Below are 21974 nucleotides of genomic sequence, written 5' to 3'. Positions count from 1 at the left end.
AAAATATGTTTTTAAATTCTGTATTTAGCTTAGAATCTAGAATCTAAAAACTCCAAAAATAAAAATCTATTTTTAGATTCTAGATTCTAAGTTTTTTAATCTTTCAAAGCGCACATTTTGTAGTCCTAGAATCTAAAATCTACACAAATAAAAATCACTACAAAACACAAAGCCCTATGGGCGATAGAGATATATATAAATAGCCCTAATCTCCTCATCGGTAAGATAATACATCGGCATCACCCCCTTTTGGGCGCGAAAAGCTTCGATAAAAATATTAAAATCAATATTATTAATGCGTGGGGCAAGGAGGGATTTTTCTACACCTTTGTGCTTATAATGCGCTATCACCGCCCCCTCGCCTTTATCGCCGTGGCATTTATTACAGGCTATGCCTCGTGGATTCTCATAGAGATTTTTGCCATAATCCTCCGTGAAAGGCTCATCATTTGCCCATAGCACACTTATTATCACAAATAACACTAGCTTTTTGCTCATAAATCCTCGCTTCAATAATGTTTCTTTAATATCTTATACTATAATAGCGAAACAATCATCACAAAGGCTTTAAAATGACATTGCTTGATGGCAAATCTTTGAGTGCAGAAATCGAAAAAGATTTAAGCAAAGATATTAGCGCGCTCGCACAAAAGGGGGTAACGCCGGGATTAGCGGTGATTCTTGTGGGAAATAATCCTGCGAGCTGTGCCTATGTGCAAATGAAAGCAAAGGCGTGCAAGCGCGTGGGGATTTACTCTGTAACGCACGAAATGCCCTCCACCATTACCCAAGAAGAGCTTTTGTCTGTGATTGCGATTTTAAATGAGAATCCAAATATCGATGGAATCCTCGTTCAGCTTCCTTTGCCAGAGCATATCCAAACTGCCAAAGTGCTTGAGGCAATCCACCCTAAAAAAGATGTTGATGGGTTTAATCCCTTTAATGTGGGGCGTTTAGTGGCAAACCTTGATGGTTTTGTCCCCGCCACGCCGCTTGGAGTGATGAATCTCCTCAAGGCTTATAATATAGAAGTAAGCGGCAAAGATGTGGCGATTGTGGGGATGAGTAATATTGTCGGCAAACCTCTCTCAAGCCTTATGCTTAATGCCGGAGCTTCTGTGAGCTGCTGCCATATCCTCACTCGCGATGTGAAAGCCTATACGCAAAATGCAGATATAGTGTGTGTGGGCGTGGGAAAAGTGGGCTTAATCACAGCAGATATGATAAAAGAGGGCGCAATTGTTATAGATATAGGTATCAATCGCTTAGAATCCGGCGCGCTTGTGGGTGATGTGGATTTTGCAAATGTCGCACCAAAAACAAGCTATATCACGCCTGTGCCCGGTGGGGTGGGACCTATGACGATTGTTACTTTACTTCAAAATACTTATAGAGCAGCAATGTATCGCTTCAAGCAAAGGATAGAGAAATGAAAAAATTTTTGAATGGATTATGGGCGTTTGCATCAAGCTGGAGCGGGACAATAGTGATTGTGCTTGTATTAATATTTTTTGTTATGCAAGCTTTTGTAATCCCTACTCGCTCAATGGTAAGCACCCTTTTGGAGGGCGATTTTTTGTTTGTAAAAAAATTTAGTTATGGGATTCCTATTCCGCGTATCCCTTGGCTTGAAGTAAATATTTTGCCTGATTTTAATGGTAATGGGCATTTAATCAATGGGGAGCGTCCCAAAAGGGGCGATGTTGTCGTGTTTATCCCTCCACATATAGAGAAAACTTATTTTGTCAAGCGCACTTTTGCAGTAGGTGGCGATGAGGTGATATTTGATGAGAGTGGCTTATACTTGCACCCATTTGAGGGCGATGAGTATGTGAAGGAGCATTATTCTGGGCAAATCATCGTAGAAAAACTCGGCAAACTCTTTGTGAAAAATCCCTATATGAGCACCCACCCCGGCATTAGCTATAAGAGCGTGTTTTATAAGAATCCTTATAGTGAGTATTATCTTGCTGATGAGGAGGGGAGGCTGTATCAAAAAGTCTGCCTTGAGGGCATAATGAGTAGCAATATTGGCGATATGGAGGAGAGCTGTGATTTATGGAGTAGGGTATATACTAATGAGAGTTTAGAATCTTTTATTGAGGATAAAAATATCGCCTACACGACAATGAAAAGTGGCAGAACCCCCACATCGATGATAAAGCTTGAGGGGGATATGTATTATAAAAAAATTGCTGATGATGAGTTTTTTATGATAGGGGATAATCGCAATAATAGCCTTGATTCACGCTTTTGGGGGAGCGTGCCTTATAAAAATATCATCGGGCAGCCGTGGTTTATATATTTAAGTATCAATAAAGCAAATAGCCAAGAAGCAGGGGCTGATGAGGATAAAAAAATGCGCTATACCATTCGTTGGGAGAGAATGTTTAAGGGAGTGGAGAGCCTAGAGCAGACAATGAGAGAGGCAATGCCAAAATAGATGAGATTAAAAAAGAGGATAAAATGAGCAATACAATTACTTATATTATTGGCACAGACCACGCGGGATTTAAACTCAAAGCTTTTGTAATAGCATTTTTGCAAGAGAGGGGTTTTGAAGTTATTGATTTTGCGCCACACAATGAGGAGAGAGTGGATTACCCCGACTATGCACAAAAAGTATGTGAAGCTATAGAGAGTGAATCTTATCGTGGGATTCTTATCTGTGGGAGTGGAATTGGAATGAGCATTGCTGCTAATCGTTATAAGCATATTCGCGCTGCGCTTTGCACCGATGCGTATATGGCGAAAATGGCGCGTTTGCATAATAATGCAAATGTGCTTTGCATTGGAGAGCGTATCAGTGGTGTAGGCGAGGTAGAATCAATCCTTGAAGCATTTATTAATAGCGAATTTGAGGGTGGAAGACATCTTTTACGCTTAGAAAAATTAGATGGACTTGGTTTAAGTTCTTAAGGGAGGTAGTAATGCACGCAGTAGGCACTTCGCTAATACAATGGTTTTTTTTAACAGGTTTTATTCTCTTTGTGCTTTATATGATTGTGCGGACATTTTTTTATCGCTCTGTGGCACAAAAAGAGGAGCGCACATCGGCTTCGATGAAGCTCACACTGAGTGAAGCGGAGATTCTCATACGCAAGCATCAGTTGCAGCTTCAAAGGGCATTAGGAAATATAGATATTATGACGCAAGAAATGAATGCCCTTAAAAATGAAGTGAAGGTGCTCAAAGCGCGTAATTCTCAATATAGAATTGAAACTGATAAATATAAGGCGCGTATTAAAGAGCTTGAGCAAAAAATCGAGGCACTACTCTAAGACATCACATAGAGGAGAAGTAATGAATAGACAACACATAGCAGATTCTATACGCGCCATATATGACTACCCAAAGCCGGGCATTATTTTTCGTGATATAACCACACTCATAGGAAATGCACCCATTTTTTATGAGGTGATAGAAATATTAAAAAATCGTTATGAAAAAGAGAAAATTGATTTTATTGCTGGAATCGAGGCGCGTGGGTTTATCTTTGGCGCAGCATTAGCATACGCGATGAATGTGGGTTTTGTCCCTATACGCAAAAAGGGTAAATTACCGCATACAACGATGAGCGAAAAGTATAGCCTTGAGTATGGTTTTGATGAAGTGGAGATGCACATTGATGCTTTTGGTAGCAAAAAAGATGCGAGAGTGGTGCTTGTTGATGATTTGATTGCCACAGGTGGCACGGCAGAAGCGAGTGTGAAGCTTATCAAATCTATGGGCGCACAATGTATTGAAGCAGCATTTGTGATTAATCTCAAAGGTTTAGAGGGGGAAAAGAAACTCGCTCCCTATACGCAAGTTTTTAGTATTCTAGAGTATGAGGGAAAATAAAAATAATGAGCTCCATACAAAAAGCAATCACATACGCAAAAAACGAACCAAAGCACGTTTTTGTTTGGTGTTTGCTTATTGTCATTGCTCTTACATTTTTTGTGCTTTATAAGCAGTCAGGATTCTCACTTGAAGAATTTATTACGCATTTATGGGAAGAGTATGTTGAGGATTGGGGCTATGTGATTTTATTTTTTTGGGGTATTTTGGAGGGCGAGTTAGGGCTTATTTTTGCCGGGCTTGCTACACACGATGGCAAGATGAATCTCTTTATGGCTATTTTTATCGCTGGGCTTGGTGGATTTGTGGGAGATCAAATTTATTTTTATATTGGACGCTTAAATCGTAAAAATATCCAAAGAAGTCTTTCCTCCCAAAAGCGTAAATTTGCCCTTGCGCATTTGCTTTTAAAAAAATATGGTTGGCCTATTATTTTTATCCAACGTTATATGTATGGTATGCGCACCATTATTCCTATGAGTATTGGCACAACGCGTTATAGTGCGCTCAAATTTGCCTTTATCAATCTCCTTTCAGCGTGGGCGTGGGCGGCGATTACTATTGTGATTACTTATATTTTTGGTGAAGAGATTTTTATCGTGCTTGATTGGTTTAAAGATCACCCTTATTTACTTATTCCTCTAGCGATTGTTATAGCTGGGGGAGTGTTGTGGTATTTTCACTCCCAAACAAAAAAGATAGATAGAAAGATTGAAAAAATACAACAAGGACTTGAATTAAAGGGTAAAATATAAAAAGTGGAATTTGTGGCAAATCATAAATATTAAAGGAGCAAAAATGAAAATTAGCATTTCAAAAACACAAAATAAAAATACAAAGCTTAGTGCAAAAGCAGTGATTATAGCAAAAAGTGCTTATGGTAAATCAAGCTATGCAAAGGCGTGTAAAGCATTTGGTTTTGAGGGTGAAGGCAGGTTTTTTATCCAAGAATCCCACACTCTTTTGCTTTGCGTAGAATCTCTTGAGGTTGATTATATACGCGAGGCTGGGGCAAATATTGCACGATATTTTAAGACATTACCCTATGAAAATGTGAGTGTGCTTATAGAAGGAGGCTTGAATGAATCTAAAGCCTACGCACTCTTTATAGGTGCGCTATGCGGGGAATATGAGTGTGTGAGTTATAAAAGCAAGAAATTAAATACAAAGTTTAAAGAGTTGATTTTGCTTGATACAAAGGGTGAGCTTAAAAATACGCAGATTCTCAAAAAGGCTCAAATCATTGCACAAAGTGTGAATGATGTGCGTGAGCTTGTCAATACAATTCCTCAAGTGGCTACACCTAAGTATCTTGCAAAGTATGCAAAGCAAATAGCCAAAGAGGCGGGGAATCTTGAGTGTAAGATTTTAGATGAAGATGATTTAAAAAAGGAAAAAATGGGTGCATTTTTGGCAGTCAATGCGGCTTCGCCAAATCCTCCGCGCCTCATACACCTAAGCTATAAACCTAAAAATCCTAAAAAACGCATCGTGCTTGTGGGTAAGGGGCTGACTTATGATTGCGGTGGGCTTTCGCTTAAACCCGCTGATTATATGGTAACAATGAAAGCAGATAAAAGCGGTGGTTGCGCAGTTATGGGGATTATCAAAGCCATAGCTCAACTGGGTGGAACAAACGAGATTCACGCGATTGTAGGGGCAGCAGAAAATATGATTGGTGGCGATGCCTATAAGCCTGATGATGTGCTTTATTCTCGTGAGGGTAAGACTATTGAGGTGCGAAATACCGATGCAGAGGGGCGCTTAGTGCTTGTGGATTGTTTGAGCTACGCACAGGATTTAAAACCTGATATTTTGATTGACTTTGCAACACTTACAGGGGCTTGCGTAGTGGCTTTGGGAGAATATACAAGTGGTATTATGGGGCATAATGAAAAACTCAAAGAGCAGTTTGAAAAAGTGGCTTTACAAAGTGGTGAGCTAATGGCACAACTCCCTTTCAATCGTCATATTAAAAAGCTTATAGAATCTAAGATTGCCGATGTGTGCAATATTTCTTCTTCACGCTATGGTGGGGCGATAAGTGCGGGGTTATTTTTAAGTGAGTTTATTCGAGAAGAATTTAGGCAAAAATGGCTTCACATCGATATAGCAGGTCCTGCGTATGTAGAAAAAGAATGGGATATTAACCCAAGTGGAGGCAGCGGCGCAGGTGTGAGAGCGGGGGTAGAGTTTATTTTGGCTCAAGAAAAGGCATAAAGGAAAGTATAAATGGGCTTATCAATAGGCATTGTAGGGTTGCCAAATGTAGGCAAATCTACGACTTTTAACGCCCTCACAAAGGCACAAAATGCAGAGGCGGCAAATTATCCTTTTTGCACGATTGAGCCAAATAAGGCAATAGTGAGTGTGCCTGATGCGAGATTGCAAGAACTTGCAAAAATTGTCAATCCCCAAAAGATTCAGCATTCTGTGGTGGAGTTTGTGGATATTGCGGGGCTTGTGCGCGGTGCAAGTAAGGGCGAGGGACTAGGCAATCAATTTCTAGCAAATATTAAAGAATCTGATATGATTTTGCATATTGTGCGCTGTTTTGAGGATAGTAATATCACGCACATAGAGGGGCGCATTGATCCAATAGGCGATATTGAGATTATCGAGCTAGAGCTACTTTTTGCTGATATTGCTACGCTTAATAAGCGCATTGAAAAGCTTCAAAGAGAGAGCAAGGCTCAAAAGGGAGCAAATGCGCAATTAAACATTGCCCTTGAGCTTTTAGCGCATTTGGAGCAAAATAAGCCTGTGCGAAGCTTTGCAAAATGCGATGATGAGCATTTTCTCACGCTTGCTCGTGAATTACGATTCCTTACCAATAAAGAAGTGATATATGGTGCAAATGTGAATGAAGAAGGGCTAGAATCTGATAATGAGTTTGTGCAAAAAGTGCGTGAGTATGCAAAGGCAAATGGTGGCATAGCCATTAAGCTTTGTGCAAAGCTAGAGGAAGAAATGGTGGATATGAGCGAAGATGAGCGTGCGGAGTTTTTGCTTTCACTTGGGGCAAAAGAGAGTGGCTTAGAGCAGATTATCCGCGAGGGCTTTGCACGACTTGGGCTTATTAGCTATTTTACCGCAGGAGTGAAAGAAGTGCGCGCTTGGACAATCAAAAAGGGCGATAGTGCGCCAAAGGCAGCGGGGGTTATTCATAAAGACTTTGAAAAAGGCTTTATTCGCGCAGAATGTATCTCCTATGCGGATTTTATCAAATATGGTGGTGAGGCAAAGGCAAAAGAAGCCGGAGCAATGCGCATTGAGGGGAAAGAATATATCGTGCAAGATGGCGATGTGATGCACTTTAGATTTAATGTATAGGCTTCGCGCAAACAATGATTTGAAAAGGAGAAGTAATGTATAAAATGATACAAACAATTATCGGGGGGGAGGCTTCTAAGCTAGAATCTTTATAAGATTTTAACACGCAAAAAAGCATATTATCATCTTATTTGCGCATAATCTACAACATCAAAATAATGATTTTTCCACTCTATTCCAAACAAAATTGCAATATCTGTAAAATTGGAGTTTTTATGATTATAGGGGATTTTAGATGTAGTTTTTTAAATCTAGGGGCTGCCCCTAGATTTAAAATTTTATAACCTTAATCTTTAAGCTTACTATGATTGGGGAAGACAAAATTTGTCTTGCGCTCTACAAATACTCGCTCTTTATCATCTACGGCAAAGGCGCGGATAATAATATCATAGCGCCCTTCATTTAAAGGCTCATTTGTGCGGAGCGTTACGACTTTTTTTACTTTTTCTTTGGCTCGAACCATAAATGGTTCTTGCGGTCTAAGAATACGAAGCGATTTGGCAATATCTCCTCCTTGCACATCAAGGATTTCAAAATACATTTCGTGGGGTTGCGAATCTGTGTTGTTAAAGACCATTGTATAGGAATTATCCACAGCAAGATTTGCACGCACCTCATAAAGCTCGGCATCGCGGGCAATATCAAGGAGCATCGTTTCTTTGGTGGTGCTAACAAAAAGGAGCATTATAAGCACAAAAGCTAAGATAACAACATAGCCAATCGTTTTAAAGCGGAGGAATTGCACTTTGCCATTATTATCAAGTGAAGCAGGGGATTTCCACATCACAAGTGAAGGTCTGCCGAGTTTGCCCATTACATCTGCACAGGCATCTGCACATTCAAGGCAGTTGATACATTCAAGCTGCATACCCTTTCTAATATCAATATGTGTAGGGCAGACACGCACACAGGCGTTGCAGTTGGTGCATTCATTGTTTGGATCTTGCTTTTTAGGTGCGACATCAAATTTCATACCCTTAGCATCATATACTGCCCCTCCGCGTTTATAATCATAAAGCACCATTACGGTATCATTATCATAAAGCACGCTTTGTACGCGGCAGTAAGGGCACATATATACACAGAAATTTTCTTGTATAAAGGTAATATCAAGGATAAAAAATAGCCCAAATCCAAGCCAAAATCCAAGTAAAATAGGGTGATTGAGCGGATCGCTCATATAAGCAAAAAAATCACTTGGTGGGGTGAAAAAAAACATAAGACTTGCAGCAGCCACTAAGCAAAGCACAGAGATAATCAAAAATGCACACACTGCTTTGATTTTTGCCCCAAAAGTGCTTAAATCCATTTTTTCTTGTTTATTGCTGATTCTCTTGCGCAAACCAAAAACTTTTGTTTGTAAGAAATCTCTATATATAATGCGGAAAATCGTCTGCGGACACGCCCAACCGCACCAAATTCGCCCCGCGAGTGTAGTCATAAAGAAAATACCCACAAACATCAAAATAAGCAAAAATGGCATCAAATAAAATTCTTGTATGTCAAAAATTGTGCCAAGTAAATGGAGTTGCTTATGGTCAAAAGAGAGCAAGAAAAGCTGATTGCCATTAATTTGTATAAAAGGAAAGAGAAGTAGAAACAAAGTTGCTATGCCATAAACAATATAACGCTTTATGCGATAGTGTGTTGGGGATTGTATAGGGGTTGCCACAGACATTTTTTCTCCTTAGTTGCTTGAAATATGAACGCGGATTATATAATATTTTAGCTTATTTTTTTTTTTTTAATTTTTGAAATATTGAGAATCTAAAGGGTAGCATTTGAGTATATTATGGGAATAAGCCTTACTTTATAGACATTGCAAAAAAGCTTTCAATCTTTATAGCTTCAAAAAAGCCTCATTGATTTTATGCTAGAATCGCGTTATTTTACTTCTCAAAGGATTGCGTATGCTACAAACGATTAATCTCTCCAAAGCTTATCCTACTAAGAAGCTTTTTGAAAATGTGAATTTGAGCCTTGATGCACATAAGCGATATGGGCTTATTGGTGCAAATGGCGCAGGAAAATCGACATTTTTAAAGATTCTATCAGGCGAGTGTGAGGCAAGTAGCGGGGAAATAGTGATAGCAAAGGGCTTAAAAATGGGTGTTTTGGGGCAGGATCAATATGCTTTTGAGAATCTTAGTCTCAAAGATGCGGTGCTTATAGGAAATAAACGTCTTTATGAAGCAACTAAGCGCAAAGAATATCTTTATGAGAATGCGGATTTAAGCGATGAGCAGGTAAATATTGAATTAAGTGAGCTTGAGATGATATGTGCTGAAGAAGATCCAATGTATGAATATGAGGTGCAGATAGAAAAAATCTTAGAAGATTTAGGCTTTGAGGGTAAAATCCATAATGAGCTTATGAAAACCCTTACAGGTGGAGATAAATTTAAGATTCTCCTCGCACAAGTGCTTTTTCCAAAGCCTGATATTTTGCTCCTTGATGAGCCTACAAATAACCTTGATTTACCCTCTATCGCGTGGCTTGAAGAGCATTTGAAGCGACACGAAGGCACATTGGTGGTTATCTCCCACGATAGACATTTTTTAAATAGTGTTTGCACACATATTTTGGATATGGATTTTGGCTCTGTGCGTGAATTTAGCGGGAATTATGATGATTGGTATATCGCTTCAAGTCTTATTGCTAAGCAGCAAGAAATGGAGCGCAATAAAAAATTAAAAGAAAAAGAAGAGCTTGAATCTTTTATCGCGCGTTTTTCAGCCAATGCAAGTAAGGCGCGTCAGGCTACAAGCCGACAAAAACAGCTTGAAAAACTTGATATTTCCGCCCTTGCGGTGAGTTCAAGACGCGAACCAAGCATTGTTTTTAAGCCTAATCGCCCCATAGGGAATGAAGCTCTTGAATGTGAGAATATTTCAAAGAGTTATGGGGATTTATGTGTGCTTAAAAATGTAAGCTTGAAGATTCTCCCCGGAGATAAGATTGCTATTATTGGTGCAAATGGCGCGGGAAAAAGCACATTGTGTAAGATTCTTATTGAGGAATTACAAGCTGATAGTGGGAGTGTGAAATGGGGTGCAACTACGCAGAGGGGGTATTTTCCACAGAATGTGAGCGAGGAGATAAAGGGCGAGGAGAGCCTTTATGAGTGGTTAAGAGGTTTTGATAAAAAGAAAGAGAGTGGGGAGATACGCAATGCACTCGGGCGAATGCTTTTTAGTGGAGAAGAGCAAGAAAAATCCATAAATGCGTTAAGTGGGGGTGAAAAGCATAGAATGGTTTTGAGTAAGCTAATGCTTGAGGGAGGGAATTTTCTTATCCTTGATGAGCCAACTAATCACCTTGATTTAGAATCCATTATCGCCCTTGGCGAGGCACTCTATAAATATAGTGGTAATGTGATTTGTGTAAGCCACGATAGAGAACTCATTGATGCGTATGCAAATCGTATTATTGAGCTTGTGGCAGATGCTCAAAATGGTGCAAAAATTATTGATTTTCGTGGGAGTTATGAGGAGTATATCGCCTCTACTCTTTCTTGATTTTTTATGAGATTGAGTTTATGAAATGAATCTATGAGCCTAAATTTTGGGTTTAGAATCTAATATAAATACATAAACCTCTTTTAGAATCTTTGCTCTTTTATTGATATTAACGCCTATTTTTTATTTTGTTTCTTTTTGTAGGATATGGGTATAGAATATTGCTTATTTTCTTACTTATTAAACATTAAACAAAAATTAGGAAAGAGGGATTAGAATCCCGCAAATTTTTTAGCAAAGGAGCAGCAATGAAAAAAATGTTTGTGAGTTCAGCATTGGCATTGGCTTTGAGCTGTGGCGTACTTGTGGCTGAAGAAGATAGTATATTTGTAGGTTTGGGATTAGGATATGGCGGAGTTCAATTAAAAGGAATGGAAAGTAGTGATGCATATCAATTTAGTCCAAGTGGGCTAAGCTATGAAGTTTTGCTCGGTTACAAGCAATTTTTTACCCCGAAGTTTGGTTTGCGCTATTATGCAAATTTGGCTACTGCCTATACAGCAAAGAAAATAGAGAGCAAGAACCAAAAAATAAATGTAATGAATTATGGTGTGAATGTCGATGCGCTCTATAATTTTGTTACTGATGATTCTCTAAGTTTTGGTGCATTCTTAGGGCTTGGTTTGGGGGCAAATACTTGGAGTGGTAAAGCTATAAGTGAGGAGGAAATTGGGATTACTGACAAACTCAACAAAACTAGTTTTAATGTTGCGCTTAATGTCGGCTTACGCACAGAGATTGCTAAGCATCACGGCATAGAGTTAGCTGCTAGAGTGCCTTTTATTGCAACAACTTTATATGACAAAGATGATATAAAATTAACCGTAAAGCAAAAATATAATGTCGGCTTGCGCTATATCTTTAGCTTCTAACTCAAAAAGATTTTTAAGTTTTCATACCCTCTTCCCTTATCCCTTAAAGATATTTCTTTAAGGGAGGTATCTACAATATCATCTTTACAAATATTGCAATAAGCTTTGTGCTTTTTATTCTCTATAATCTTAAGTCTTTAATGCCGAGATTTCACAAAATAGATATTAATCAGCTCCACACCAAGAGAAAAGATTATTGCAAAATAGATATAGCCTCTAGGGATATGAAAATGTGCGCTATCAGCAATAAGCGTTACACCCACAAGGATTAAAAAAGCAAGAGCTAGGGTTTTGATACTTGGGTGGGATTCTATAAAATGTGAAATACCCTTTGAGGCAAAAAGCATAACACCTACACTTATGATGATAGCGAGTATCATCACGGGCAAAATATCCACCATACCCACCGCAGTAATCACAGAATCAAGCGAAAACACAATATCAAGCACCATAATTTGCACAAGTATCAAGCCAAACGCGCTATATTGTTTTGCACTAGGCTCTTTTTGCTCCTCATTTATGCTCATTGCGTGAATTTCATCTGTGGCTTTATAGACTAAAAACAACCCACCCAAAAAAAGCACTATATCGCGTCCGCTCACTCCAAAATCAGCGATATAAAAAAGTGGTGTGCTTAGCTTCATTACCCAAAACAAACATACAAGGAGGGCAATGCGCGAAAGCATTGCGAGGATTAAGCCAAAGATTCTTGCTTTGTCGCGTTTAGATTCAGGCAAACGCGCAATAATGATTGCAAGAAAAATAAGATTATCAATCCCAAGCACAATTTCTAAAAATACAAGTGTGGCAAGTGCTATCCACGCGTGAATATCCCCTATCCAATCAAACACTAAATCCAACCCTTTTTCTTAAAGTAGATGATAGGAAAAATGGTAGAGAGAATCATAATAACTAATACCACCGGATAGGCAAGGTCCCAATGCAATTCTGGCATATTATCAAAGTTCATACCATAGATTGTGCCAATAAGTGTAGGTGGCATCATCGCCACGGTTACAACCGTAAAAAGCTTAATGGTTTTATTTTGTTCAATATTGATTTGGTTTGTAAGAATCGTTTGAATATTATCGAGTGCGTGCATATTTGCAGTAGTAAATTCTACAAGTGAATTGAGGTCTTTAAGCACAATGGTAATATTTTTTTTCACATCAGCATCTGCCTTATCGCTTTTAAGCACCGCTGTAATCGCGCGTCTTTTATCAAAAAGTGAATCACGCACACTCATATTGACTTCTTGTAAAGATGAGAGTTCTTCAAGCATCTCTTCATAATTAATAATATGAGAATTAAAGACTTTTTTACGCATAGCGCGTGTATTTTTTGCAACACTCTCAAGTAAATCCGCATCTTTTTCCACTCGTATTTCAAAGATTTTGCCAAGCAAATCAAAGCCATCTTCAAAAACCTTAGGCGTAGCAAGGACAATATCTTGAATCTCATCAAATACTTTAAATTCACTATAACGAATCGTCAAAAGGATATTTTTGCAGAGCAAGAAAGTAATGGTTTCATTGCGAAGTTCAGATTCAGCCGAACGCACAAGAAAATAGGTATTAATCGTAATGGTTCGGCTATCTTCCCAATACCGCGCTGATTGCTCGATTTCTTCACGCTCTTCTTTGCTAGGCATTTCGATATTATAAGTATGTGAAATGTAGCTTACTTCTTCAGGGGAGGGGTGAAAAAGGTCTATCCATAGAATCTTATCGTGTTCGTGTAGTATCTTTACTCTTTCATCGCTTAAATGCAAACTTTCGCGCACAATCAGTCCATTGCGCCTAATAAAGATATTAACCATTGCGTCCTCCTTGTTTTAAATTTTATAAATATGTTCTTTTAGCACAATTATTAAAATAAATGCGTGATTGTAGCAAAAACTCGCCTAAGTTTGCATAAGTTAGCTACTTTTGTAAGTGAAGTTAAAAAATCCATTGTAGAATCTCACCTAAATCAAATGTATCACAAAAACTCTCAAAGGTAAAGAAGTGAAGCACCTCCCCAATTTTTTAAGCCTATCGCGCATTTTTTTAGCAATCTTACTTCTTTTTGTTGCTTTACATTATGATGTGATTTTTCCTAGCTATGTCGATAAAAGCTGGGTGAATTATGTCAGCTGTATGATTTTTTGTATAGCAAGTTTGACTGATTTTTTTGATGGTTATATTGCGCGGAGATATCATCTGCATTCGCGTTTTGGGGAAGTTTTTGATCCATTAGCAGATAAAATGCTTATTTTATCTGCTTTTATTGCTCTTTTGGTGCTTGATAGAGCTTCTCCTTGGGCAGTTTTTCTCATTCTTTCAAGGGAATTTTTTATTACAGGTTTGCGTGTTATAGCTGCTGGGAGTGGCGCGAGTGTCGCAGCAAGCAAAAGTGGCAAATACAAAACAGGTGCGCAAATTACGGCTATTGCATTTTTATTGGCGGATTTTTTCCCCGGTGGCGAAGTGCTATTATGGATTGCTGTGGCATTGACTTTGTATTCAGGGGCGGATTATACGATTAAATATATGAAGAGTTTGTAATGAGTATAGTGATTGCGCTCTTGGTTCTTTCGTTTCTTGTTTTTTTTCACGAGTTAGGGCATTTCATTGTTGCGCGATTATGTGGAGTGAGTGTAGAAGTCTTTAGCATTGGTTTTGGTAAGAAAATAGCGAGTGTGTATATAGGACGCACACAATATGCACTCTCTCTCATCCCGCTTGGTGGGTATGTGAAGCTTAAGGGGCAAGATGATAGTAATCCAAAAATGCGTAATAATGAGCCAGATTCATACCTGAGTAAGACACCCTATGAGCGCATCGCAATTTTATTTGCGGGACCACTTTTTAATCTCCTCCTCGCATTTATATTATATATGGCAGTGGGTATGGGGGGTAAGATGAGCATACTTCCTGTGGTAAGTGAGGTTAAAGAGCATTCTCCTGCGGCAAAAGCACATATCCAAGCAGGGGATAGAATCTTAAGTATCAATCATACAGCCATAAAAACTTGGGACGAGCTTGATAGTATGATTCTTCATACAAAGGGCGAATTGCTCTTTACTTTGCAAAGAGGAGATACAAATCCTTCTATCGTTGAAGTGAGGATTATGCCAACCCAACAAGAGTCAAAAAATATCTTTGGCGAGAGCATTATGCGCAATATGGTTGGCATTGTAGGTGGCGTGAGGGGTGAAGTGCGATATGGCTTCATAGAGAGTATAGGCTATGGATTCAATGAAACGCTTAAAGCCTCTACGCTCATTTTGCAGGGTATTATAAAGCTTATAGGAGGTGTTGTGCCAAGTAGCGAAGTGGGGAGTGTAGTAAGTATTGTCTCTGTGATTGGTTTAGCTTCAAATGATGGTTGGACTATGCTTTTTGTGCTTACTGCGCTTATTTCAGTCAATCTTGGGATTTTGAATCTCCTGCCAATCCCTGCACTTGATGGGGGACATATTGTATTTAATTGCTATGAGATTATTGCAAGAAAACCTCCAAATGAAAATATTGCCTATTATCTTACATTATGCGGTTGGGCGGTGCTTTTGGCTTTGATGTTTTTGGGGCTTTATAATGATATTTTTCGTTTATTATCATAAGGAGAGCATATGTTAGCTTTAAATCTTGAACGCATATTGCGCAGAATCGAACGCGCTCGATTGGCTTATAGTCCTCATCAAATCATCTCCCTTGTTGCCGTAAGTAAGTATCAGAACAAAGAGCAAGTCCGCGCTCTTTATGAATGCGGACAAAGAGCATTTGGAGAAAATAAAGTGCAAGATTTACGCACAAAAAGTGAAGATTTGGACGATTTAGCCATAGAATGGCATTTTATTGGTCATTTGCAGGAAAATAAAATCAATATGCTTCTTTCTTTGAATCCTGCACTTTTGCATAGTTTGGATTCTCTTAAACTCGCCCTTGCCTTGCAAAAGCGACTTAAGGAGTATAAACAAGGAGAGCGCAAAATACGAGCATTGCTTCAAGTCAATGCTGCCAATGAGCCAAGTAAAAGTGGCGTGAGCGTAGAATCTGCCAAACAACTCTATGAGCAAATTGCTACAACTTGCCCAAATATTATGCTTGAAGGTATAATGAGTATCGGCGCACATACTGATGAAAGAGCAAAGATAGAGCAGAGTTTTAAACTTACTCGTGATGTATTTGATAGTTTGAAGCCTAGTGGCGCAAAGATTCTTTCTATGGGTATGAGTGGGGATTTTGAAATCGCTATTGCTTATGGTGCAAATCTTGTGCGGATTGGTTCAAAACTCTTTGAGGAGAAATAATGAGAATAGTGTTTTTGATTGGTTTATGTGTATGCGGTGTTCTCGCTCAAACACATCATCAAATGGTGCAATTAATGCAAGATATGGAATATGCAATGGAGCAAATGGAGCGAGGATTTCTTTATACTAATAAAGTATGGATTGAGGACGGATTGCGCGAGTTTAAGGAGCTTAATAAGCAATTAAGGCGCATTGATTCAAATGTATATCTCAAGCAAAAGCGCGATATGAATGTAGCAAATCGAATCGTCAATAGGAATGAAGAAAATATAGAAGTGCTAGAAAAATTTCTCAAGCAAGGCGATATATTAAAGAGTGTTGAGGTTTATGGGCGGATTATCGCAGGGTGTGTGAGTTGCCACATTGTCAGTCGATAATATAATAATAAGATGAGCATAAAAATCCTCTTTAGCCCAAGTGAGGGTAAAAATAAGCCTTGTGATATGGAAAAATCTAAAAAAGGTTTAAAATCTCAAGACACACAAGATTTGCAAGCTCAAAAACATTTAGATTCACAGGCAGTGCGTGAGTATGTGGCATTTTTGCAAAAAGGGAGTGAGCGTGAGATTGCTACACTTTTTGGGAGCAAAACCCTTGATATGCAAAGCCTTGCTCTTGCTCAAAATCTCCTCAAAGCCCCAAGAATAGAGGCAGTGAGGCTTTATAATGGGGTAGGGTATAAAGCCCTTGATTTTGCAAATTTAGATTCACGCTCACAAGAGTATTTGCGAAAAAATCTCTATATTTTTAGCAATCTTTTTGGTATGGTAAGAGCCAATGAGCCTTTGCCTTATTATAATCTTCATCAAGGCAAGGGCAAGGGGGCATTTGAGCTAAAGATGTTATATAAAAATTTAAAGGCGACACTTGATGAGACATTGCGTGATTATGAGGTGCTTGATTTACGCGCAGAGGCTTATATCAAAGCCTATCCTGCGAGAAATTGTGTGCATTATTATCAGGCGGTTTTTTTAAAAGAGGGCAAGAGGGTGAGTCATTATGCAAAATTTTATCGTGGTTTGTATGCACGTTATTTAGCGCAGCAAAATATTGATAAATTAGCAGAGCTTCATTCCCTGCATTTTGATTTTATAGAGCTTGTTGATGCCACATATACACAAAATGCTACAATATTAACCTACGAAATCATCTCTTAGACGCGATTTTACTTTTTGTAATATCAAATGCGCTAAAATCCCTCATAATCTAATTTAATAAGGGTGGCTTTATGATAAAAATCACAGAAAATAGTTTGCGAGATGGGCATCAATCCCTTTTGGCTACGCGTATGCGCACAGAGGATTTGATTGAAGCAGCAAAGATTTTTGATTCTATTGGTTTTAATAGCCTAGAGGTATGGGGTGGCGCAACTTATGATACTTGTTTGCGCTATTGTAAAGAAGATCCATTTGAGCGATTGAATGAATTTAAAAAAGTATGTGTGAAAACGCCATTGCAAATGCTTTTGCGTGGGCAGAATCTCATCGGCTATCGGCATTATGCTGATGATGTAGTGCAAGAATTTGTGCGCCTCTCAAGCTTAGCGGGTATAGATATTTTTAGAATCTTTGATGCTTTTAATGATGCGCGCAATTTAAAAATGGCTATTGAGAGTGTGAAAAAAAATGGCAAACACGCTCAAGGTGCGATTTGTTATACAACTTCGCCTGTGCATACAACAAAGAAATTTGTAAGTTATGCAAAAGAGCTTGTCAAAATGGGTTGTGATTCTATTGCGATTAAAGATATGGCAGGGTTACTCACACCATTTGCAGCCTATGAGCTTGTGAAAGCACTCAAGGCAGAAATAGGGGTAAGTTTGAGTTTGCATACACATTCTACTGCAGGATTTGCCTTTGGAGCGCATTTAAAGGCGGTTGAAGCAGGAGTTGATGTGCTTGATTTGGCAAATTCTGCTTTAAGTGAAGGCACAAGCCACCCCTGCACACAATCAATGGTGGCAACACTTAAAGATACGCAATGGGATACTCTGCTTGATATAGCCCCTATGGAGGTGGCTGCAGAGATTCTACGCAAGAATCGCCGCAAATATAAGAAGTTTGAATCTGAATATAATCAAATCGACACACGCGTACTTGTTAGTCAAATTCCCGGCGGTATGATTTCAAATATGGCAAATCAGTTGAGGGAGCAAAATGCGCTTGATCGAATGGACGAAGTGATGCAGGAGATTCCAAAAGTTCGTGCGGATTTTGGTTATGTGCCTTTAGTTACGCCTTCAAGCCAAATTGTTGGCACTCAAGCAGTGCTTAATGTGCTTATGGGAGAGCGATACAAAACGATTACGACTGAAACGCGCAATGTAGTAAAAGGGCTTTATGGGCGCACACCTGCGCCATTAAGTAAGGCATTAATAAAAAAAGTGCTTAGCGAGGGTGAAGAGATGATAAGCGTGCGTCCAGCGGATTTGCTTAAACCTGAATTGCAAAAAGCAAAAAAGGAAAGCGCAGCTTTTGCAAAAAGTCCTCAAGATGTTATTTCTTTTGCGATGTTTGGCTCTATTGCCGAGACTTTCTTAAAAGAGCGCAATGCAAATGCTCTTAAGCCTGAAGCATTAGAGAGTTTTGAGGAAAAATGCGATAGTAAATTGCCTAAAGAATTTGAGGTTGTTGTCAATGGCGAGCATTATGCGATTAAAATTGAGGGAAGTGGTGAGAAAACAGATGAGGTGCGACCATTTTTTATCCGCGTTGATGGTGAGCTCAAAGAGGTTTTTGTTGAGAGTGTGAATCCTGAAGTAGAAGTTAAAGCACCTAAAGAACAAAAAGCTGGAAGTTTGCCTCAAGCAACAGCTCCCGGACACGCTAAGTCGCCAATGCCGGGCACACTTACAAGGCTTAGAGTAAAAGTAGGCGATAGAGTGAAGCAGGGCGATACACTTGCGATTGTCGAAGCAATGAAAATGGAAAATGAGGTGCTTGCTCCTATTAATGGCGTGGTAAAGGAGATTTATGCTAAGGTTGGGGTGCAAGTGGGAAGTGATGCAGCCATTATGCTTCTTGGATAGCCTTGAATCTTAAATATTAAAATGGAAGTAGTATGGCAATGATTTATGTCGATAATGCCGCTACTTCTTTTCCTAAGCCACAATGCGTTATTGAAGCGGTAAAGGATTATTTGTGCTGTGTGGGAGCATCTCCCGCAAGGAGTGCGCATAGGCTTTCTATCGCATCTGGGCAGATTCTTTATGAGGCGCGTGTAGGTTTGGCGGAGTTACTCAATCAGCCAAATGAGGGGCGTATCATATTTGGTGCAAATGCTACAAGTATGCTTAATAGCGCCTTATATGGTTTGCTAAAAAGTGGCGATAGGGTTGTGAGTACGACATTAGAGCATAATAGTGTGGCGCGTCCGCTTGAAGCTTTGAGATGTAAATATAATATTGATGTTGAGTTTATCCAAGCTTCATCAACTTGTAAGCTTGATATGCAGGATTTAGAATCTAAACTCAAGGGCGCTCGGGCTTTTATATGCGTGTATGCAAATAATGTAAGTGGTGCAATATTGCCTATCCAACACCTCTATCATCTCTGTAAGGCATATAATGTAATCTTTATCCTTGATGCTTCTCAAGCGGTAGGGCATTTGCCTCTTAGTGCAACTGATGCGGATATTATTTGTGCTTCCTGTCATAAGGGCTTATATGCTCCAAGTGCGCTTGGCTTTATGAGCCTTAACCCACATTTTGATGAAAAGCAGCTTGATAGTTTTATGCAAGGGGGGAGTGGGTCATTGAGTGAAGAGATAGCACAGCCTGATATATTGCCTGATAAATATGAGAGCGGCACACCAAATATGTGTGCTATTGCTGGACTTAGAGCAAGTTTGGGGTGGATTAAAGAATGTGGTATGGAGGCTTTGCATACTCATCAAATGATGTTGCGTCAATATCTCTATGAAGAGCTAAGCGCATTGAAGCATATAAAAATATATGAGGTTGAGGGGGAATGCGTAGGGAATCTTGCCTTTAATATTCAAGGACTTTCGCCTTCAAATGTGGGGTTAAGGCTTGATAGAGAGTTTGGTATTTTGGTGCGCACAGGGCTACACTGCTCGCCACTTACGCATAAAAGCATAGGAAGTTTTGAGAATGGAGGAAGTGTGCGTCTAAGCGTAGGGGCATTTAATGACTTAGAGCAAATGAAGCGCATTGTTAGGGCGATTAAATATATTGCACAAGGCTAGAATCTCTATGATTTTGTAAAGCATAAGTTTTACTTAAGGAGTTTTAATAAAAATTTTTCTTGCAAAGGGCTATACTCCTTGCTTTTTTGTTTTTATCAAATTTTTAGAATCCTTGCAATAGAATCCAGCGGTAATTTTAAATACTTTTTTGGAGATAGAGTGAAAGCAAAAATGAAAAATTATGCAATCATTTTAGCGAGTGGAGTGGGGGCGAGAATGGGGGCTTCTCTCCCTAAACAATTTCAAAGAATCGCAGGAAAAAGTATCTTAGAACACACTATAGAGGTTTTTGAAAAAGCCCCACAAATTGATGAAATAATCCTTGTTATTTTATGGGAATATAGATTTTTTATTGAAGAAATAATTCTCAAAAATCATTATACAAAAATTACAAAGATTCTTAATGGTGGAAAAACGCGTAAAGAAAGCTCTTTTATTGGCATAAACTCAATTAAAGATACAGAAGCAAATGTGCTAATACACGATTGTGTGAGACCATTTTTATCCCAGAATATTATCTCAAAATGCCTTGAGGCACTTTCATATCATAATGCCATAGATGTAGCCATACCCGCCACAGATACGATTATAGAAGTTTCTCCTAATTCATTTATTACCAATATTCCTAAAAGAGATAGGTTGATGTGTGGGCAAACACCTCAATGCTTCAAACTCTCACTTATTAAAAAGGCTCATCAATTAGCAATCAATGATGATGATTTTACTGATGATTGTGGGCTTATTTTGAAATACAATTTAGGAGAAGTTTTTGTTATACAAGGAGAAAACGAGAATATAAAAATTACCTATTCTCAAGATATGTGCTTAGCCGATAAGCTTTTACAAATTAAAACCACCCCTGCACCTCAAGTAGCCTTAGAGAAGTTGTCGGGGGGGGGGGGTATGTAATAGTGGTTTTTGGTGGCACAAGTGGTATTGGCAAGGCTATTGTAGAGATTGCCTCCTGTTATAATGCCTCCGCTTTTGCCCTTTCTACTTCAAATGGCTGTGATATTACTTCTTTTAGCTCTGTCTCTTCTGCACTCAAAAAAATCTATAAACAATGCAAGAAAATTGACTTTGTTGTAAATTGTGCTGGTGTTTTAAAGCTTGGTACATTACAAAGTCGTAGCATAGATGATATAAAAAAAGAAATTGATGTCAATTATATTGGTTCACTGCATATCATCAAAGCAAGCTTGCCTTATTTGCTTAAAAATCCTCATAGCACAAGCATAGCTCTTTTTAGCTCAAGCTCTTACACAAGGGGAAGGGCTTTATATTCTATATATTCCTCTACTAAAGCCGCGATAGTCAATCTTGGACAAGCACTAAGCGAAGAGCTTAAAGCTACTAATGTAAAGGTAAATATCATTAATCCCGCAAGGACACATACACCAATGAGGAGTGCAAATTTTGGCAAAGAGCCAGAGGAAAGTCTGCTTAGTCCAAATGAGGTTGCTCGTGCTACGCTTTGCACCTTGCTTTCAAATCTTAATGGACAGATTATTGATGTGAGGAGATAGTAATGTCAATTTTGGATAAAAATTCTTATTTAAGAGCAAAATGGCGCAAATATAAACAAGCTACGAAAAATTCGTGGCTTAGAGTAAAGTGGCGTGCTTTTAGAGAGGTTAGAAAAAACATTAAAATACGGCTAAAGTCCGCTTATATACACAAAAAGATAGCATCTCAAATCCAAGCTATAAGACAAAAGCCGTGTATTAAGGTGGCATTTTTGCAAATGTATGTGGCAAGTTGCCAAAATTTTTCTCTTTTTGAAAAGCTTTTAGAGGATAAACATTTTGAGCCATATTTTATCATTAATCCTGATGTAACAAGAAGCCAAGAAAATTTTATGATTCAATATAAAAGAGCCTATGAGGAATTAGCAAAGAAATATAACGG

Annotated in this window: 23 protein-coding genes; 19 read left to right on the top strand and 4 right to left on the bottom strand. The window is 38.7% G+C overall.

From position 1 onward, the window contains the following. Window positions 1-174: 174 nt before the first annotated feature. Window positions 175-498, bottom strand: coding sequence for a cytochrome c (locus J1E28_RS05255; protein WP_291027471.1), 324 nt, complete (start codon window positions 496-498; stop codon window positions 175-177). Window positions 499-572: 74 nt separating this feature from the next. Between J1E28_RS05255 and folD the strand changes: the two genes are divergently transcribed. Genes folD through ychF form a run of 8 tightly spaced genes read left to right on the top strand, consistent with a single transcriptional unit; the run spans window position 573 to window position 7176 of the window. After that, complete coding sequence (gene folD, locus J1E28_RS05250; RefSeq protein WP_291027469.1) at window positions 573-1433, top strand: bifunctional methylenetetrahydrofolate dehydrogenase/methenyltetrahydrofolate cyclohydrolase FolD; 861 nt, start codon at window positions 573-575, stop codon at window positions 1431-1433. Next, window positions 1430-2443 (top strand): signal peptidase I, encoded by a 1014-nt coding sequence (gene lepB / locus J1E28_RS05245; RefSeq protein WP_291027467.1) that lies wholly within the window; start codon window positions 1430-1432, stop codon window positions 2441-2443. The genes folD and lepB overlap by 4 nt, the downstream gene beginning before the upstream one ends. Before the next feature lie 23 nt (window positions 2444-2466). Beyond that, window positions 2467-2919, top strand: a complete 453-nt coding sequence (gene rpiB / locus J1E28_RS05240) for a ribose 5-phosphate isomerase B (protein WP_291027465.1) — start codon at window positions 2467-2469, stop codon at window positions 2917-2919. An 11-nt stretch (window positions 2920-2930) separates the two neighbouring features. Beyond that, the gene (locus tag J1E28_RS05235) at window positions 2931-3281 is read left to right on the top strand and encodes a hypothetical protein (protein WP_291027463.1); all 351 of its coding nucleotides are present in this window, start codon (window positions 2931-2933) and stop codon (window positions 3279-3281) included. A 22-nt stretch (window positions 3282-3303) separates the two neighbouring features. Then, window positions 3304-3843, top strand: coding sequence for an adenine phosphoribosyltransferase (locus J1E28_RS05230; RefSeq protein WP_291027461.1), 540 nt, complete (start codon window positions 3304-3306; stop codon window positions 3841-3843). Window positions 3844-3848: 5 nt separating this feature from the next. Then, window positions 3849-4598 carry a DedA family protein gene (locus tag J1E28_RS05225; protein ID WP_291027460.1) on the top strand — a complete coding sequence of 250 codons (750 nt, stop codon included), beginning with the start codon at window positions 3849-3851 and terminating at the stop codon, window positions 4596-4598. A gap of 43 nt (window positions 4599-4641) precedes the next feature. Further along, the gene (locus J1E28_RS05220) at window positions 4642-6063 is read left to right on the top strand and encodes a leucyl aminopeptidase (RefSeq protein WP_291027458.1); all 1422 of its coding nucleotides are present in this window, start codon (window positions 4642-4644) and stop codon (window positions 6061-6063) included. Window positions 6064-6075: 12 nt separating this feature from the next. Continuing rightward, entirely contained in the window at window positions 6076-7176 is a 1101-nt protein-coding gene (gene ychF / locus J1E28_RS05215) for a redox-regulated ATPase YchF (RefSeq protein WP_291027456.1), read from the top strand. A 286-nt stretch (window positions 7177-7462) separates the two neighbouring features. On the opposite strand, the gene ccoG is transcribed toward ychF, so the two are convergent. Then, window positions 7463-8836, bottom strand: a complete 1374-nt coding sequence (ccoG, locus tag J1E28_RS05210) for a cytochrome c oxidase accessory protein CcoG (RefSeq protein WP_291027473.1) — start codon at window positions 8834-8836, stop codon at window positions 7463-7465. Between the two features lie 250 nt (window positions 8837-9086). Here ccoG and J1E28_RS05205 point away from each other — a divergent pair, with 250 nt between their 5' ends. Beyond that, the gene (locus J1E28_RS05205) at window positions 9087-10694 is read left to right on the top strand and encodes an ABC-F family ATP-binding cassette domain-containing protein (protein WP_291027454.1); all 1608 of its coding nucleotides are present in this window, start codon (window positions 9087-9089) and stop codon (window positions 10692-10694) included. 248 nt (window positions 10695-10942) lie between these two features. Beyond that, window positions 10943-11566: an outer membrane protein gene (locus J1E28_RS05200; RefSeq protein ID WP_291027452.1), complete on the top strand. Its 624-nt coding sequence runs from the start codon at window positions 10943-10945 to the stop codon at window positions 11564-11566. Between the two features lie 137 nt (window positions 11567-11703). On the opposite strand, the gene J1E28_RS05195 is transcribed toward J1E28_RS05200, so the two are convergent. Both J1E28_RS05195 and corA read right to left on the bottom strand, forming a co-directional pair. Continuing rightward, entirely contained in the window at window positions 11704-12417 is a 714-nt protein-coding gene (locus tag J1E28_RS05195; protein ID WP_291027450.1) for a TerC family protein, read from the bottom strand. Then, window positions 12417-13385, bottom strand: coding sequence for a magnesium/cobalt transporter CorA (gene corA / locus J1E28_RS05190; protein ID WP_291027448.1), 969 nt, complete (start codon window positions 13383-13385; stop codon window positions 12417-12419). The genes J1E28_RS05195 and corA overlap by 1 nt, the downstream gene beginning before the upstream one ends. Window positions 13386-13572: 187 nt before the next feature. Here corA and pgsA point away from each other — a divergent pair, with 187 nt between their 5' ends. The 9 genes from pgsA (at window position 13573) to J1E28_RS05145 (ending at window position 21592) form a co-directional block, all read left to right on the top strand. After that, window positions 13573-14112 carry a CDP-diacylglycerol--glycerol-3-phosphate 3-phosphatidyltransferase gene (pgsA, locus tag J1E28_RS05185; protein WP_291027446.1) on the top strand — a complete coding sequence of 180 codons (540 nt, stop codon included), beginning with the start codon at window positions 13573-13575 and terminating at the stop codon, window positions 14110-14112. After that, on the top strand, window positions 14112-15170 hold the full coding sequence (rseP, locus tag J1E28_RS05180) for an RIP metalloprotease RseP (RefSeq protein WP_291027444.1): 1059 nt from the start codon (window positions 14112-14114) through the stop codon (window positions 15168-15170). Before pgsA ends, rseP begins: the two co-directional genes overlap by 1 nt. Window positions 15171-15179: 9 nt before the next feature. Further along, window positions 15180-15860, top strand: coding sequence for a YggS family pyridoxal phosphate-dependent enzyme (locus J1E28_RS05175; RefSeq protein WP_291027442.1), 681 nt, complete (start codon window positions 15180-15182; stop codon window positions 15858-15860). Further along, a complete protein-coding gene (locus tag J1E28_RS05170; protein ID WP_291027440.1) occupies window positions 15860-16237 on the top strand; it encodes a hypothetical protein in 378 nt (125 codons plus the stop codon). The genes J1E28_RS05175 and J1E28_RS05170 overlap by 1 nt, the downstream gene beginning before the upstream one ends. Before the next feature lie 12 nt (window positions 16238-16249). Beyond that, on the top strand, window positions 16250-17017 hold the full coding sequence (locus J1E28_RS05165) for a YaaA family protein (protein WP_291027438.1): 768 nt from the start codon (window positions 16250-16252) through the stop codon (window positions 17015-17017). Window positions 17018-17088: 71 nt separating this feature from the next. Beyond that, entirely contained in the window at window positions 17089-18888 is a 1800-nt protein-coding gene (gene oadA / locus J1E28_RS05160; RefSeq protein WP_291027435.1) for a sodium-extruding oxaloacetate decarboxylase subunit alpha, read from the top strand. Between the two features lie 32 nt (window positions 18889-18920). Further along, window positions 18921-20066, top strand: coding sequence for an aminotransferase class V-fold PLP-dependent enzyme (locus J1E28_RS05155; RefSeq protein WP_291027433.1), 1146 nt, complete (start codon window positions 18921-18923; stop codon window positions 20064-20066). 159 nt (window positions 20067-20225) lie between these two features. Beyond that, window positions 20226-20975 (top strand): 2-C-methyl-D-erythritol 4-phosphate cytidylyltransferase, encoded by a 750-nt coding sequence (gene ispD, locus J1E28_RS05150; protein WP_291027430.1) that lies wholly within the window; start codon window positions 20226-20228, stop codon window positions 20973-20975. Window positions 20976-20977: 2 nt separating this feature from the next. After that, entirely contained in the window at window positions 20978-21592 is a 615-nt protein-coding gene (locus tag J1E28_RS05145) for an SDR family oxidoreductase (RefSeq protein ID WP_291027428.1), read from the top strand. The last annotated feature ends 382 nt before the right edge of the window (window positions 21593-21974 follow it).

Source organism: Helicobacter sp., assembly GCF_022511165.1.
Taxonomy (GTDB): Bacteria; Campylobacterota; Campylobacteria; order Campylobacterales; family Helicobacteraceae; genus Helicobacter_C.
Note: the sequence above shows the minus strand (reverse complement) of the source record. Positions and strands in the feature narration are given on the sequence as shown.

What these genes read in the sequence shown, in the direction of transcription:
- folD (WP_291027469.1), top strand. Translation starts at nt 573, where the DNA reads ATGACATTGCTTGATGGCAAATCTTTGAGTGCAGAAATCGAAAAAGAT.
- J1E28_RS05220 (WP_291027458.1), top strand. Translation starts at nt 4,642, where the DNA reads ATGAAAATTAGCATTTCAAAAACACAAAATAAAAATACAAAGCTTAGT.
- J1E28_RS05235 (WP_291027463.1), top strand. Translation starts at nt 2,931, where the DNA reads ATGCACGCAGTAGGCACTTCGCTAATACAATGGTTTTTTTTAACAGGT.
- J1E28_RS05225 (WP_291027460.1), top strand. Translation starts at nt 3,849, where the DNA reads ATGAGCTCCATACAAAAAGCAATCACATACGCAAAAAACGAACCAAAG.
- J1E28_RS05155 (WP_291027433.1), top strand. Translation starts at nt 18,921, where the DNA reads ATGGCAATGATTTATGTCGATAATGCCGCTACTTCTTTTCCTAAGCCA.
- rseP (WP_291027444.1), top strand. Translation starts at nt 14,112, where the DNA reads ATGAGTATAGTGATTGCGCTCTTGGTTCTTTCGTTTCTTGTTTTTTTT.
- J1E28_RS05170 (WP_291027440.1), top strand. Translation starts at nt 15,860, where the DNA reads ATGAGAATAGTGTTTTTGATTGGTTTATGTGTATGCGGTGTTCTCGCT.
- J1E28_RS05230 (WP_291027461.1), top strand. Translation starts at nt 3,304, where the DNA reads ATGAATAGACAACACATAGCAGATTCTATACGCGCCATATATGACTAC.
- J1E28_RS05205 (WP_291027454.1), top strand. Translation starts at nt 9,087, where the DNA reads ATGCTACAAACGATTAATCTCTCCAAAGCTTATCCTACTAAGAAGCTT.
- corA (WP_291027448.1), bottom strand. Translation starts at nt 13,385, where the DNA reads ATGGTTAATATCTTTATTAGGCGCAATGGACTGATTGTGCGCGAAAGT.
- J1E28_RS05175 (WP_291027442.1), top strand. Translation starts at nt 15,180, where the DNA reads ATGTTAGCTTTAAATCTTGAACGCATATTGCGCAGAATCGAACGCGCT.
- lepB (WP_291027467.1), top strand. Translation starts at nt 1,430, where the DNA reads ATGAAAAAATTTTTGAATGGATTATGGGCGTTTGCATCAAGCTGGAGC.
- ychF (WP_291027456.1), top strand. Translation starts at nt 6,076, where the DNA reads ATGGGCTTATCAATAGGCATTGTAGGGTTGCCAAATGTAGGCAAATCT.
- J1E28_RS05165 (WP_291027438.1), top strand. Translation starts at nt 16,250, where the DNA reads ATGAGCATAAAAATCCTCTTTAGCCCAAGTGAGGGTAAAAATAAGCCT.
- oadA (WP_291027435.1), top strand. Translation starts at nt 17,089, where the DNA reads ATGATAAAAATCACAGAAAATAGTTTGCGAGATGGGCATCAATCCCTT.
- J1E28_RS05200 (WP_291027452.1), top strand. Translation starts at nt 10,943, where the DNA reads ATGAAAAAAATGTTTGTGAGTTCAGCATTGGCATTGGCTTTGAGCTGT.
- J1E28_RS05255 (WP_291027471.1), bottom strand. Translation starts at nt 498, where the DNA reads ATGAGCAAAAAGCTAGTGTTATTTGTGATAATAAGTGTGCTATGGGCA.
- rpiB (WP_291027465.1), top strand. Translation starts at nt 2,467, where the DNA reads ATGAGCAATACAATTACTTATATTATTGGCACAGACCACGCGGGATTT.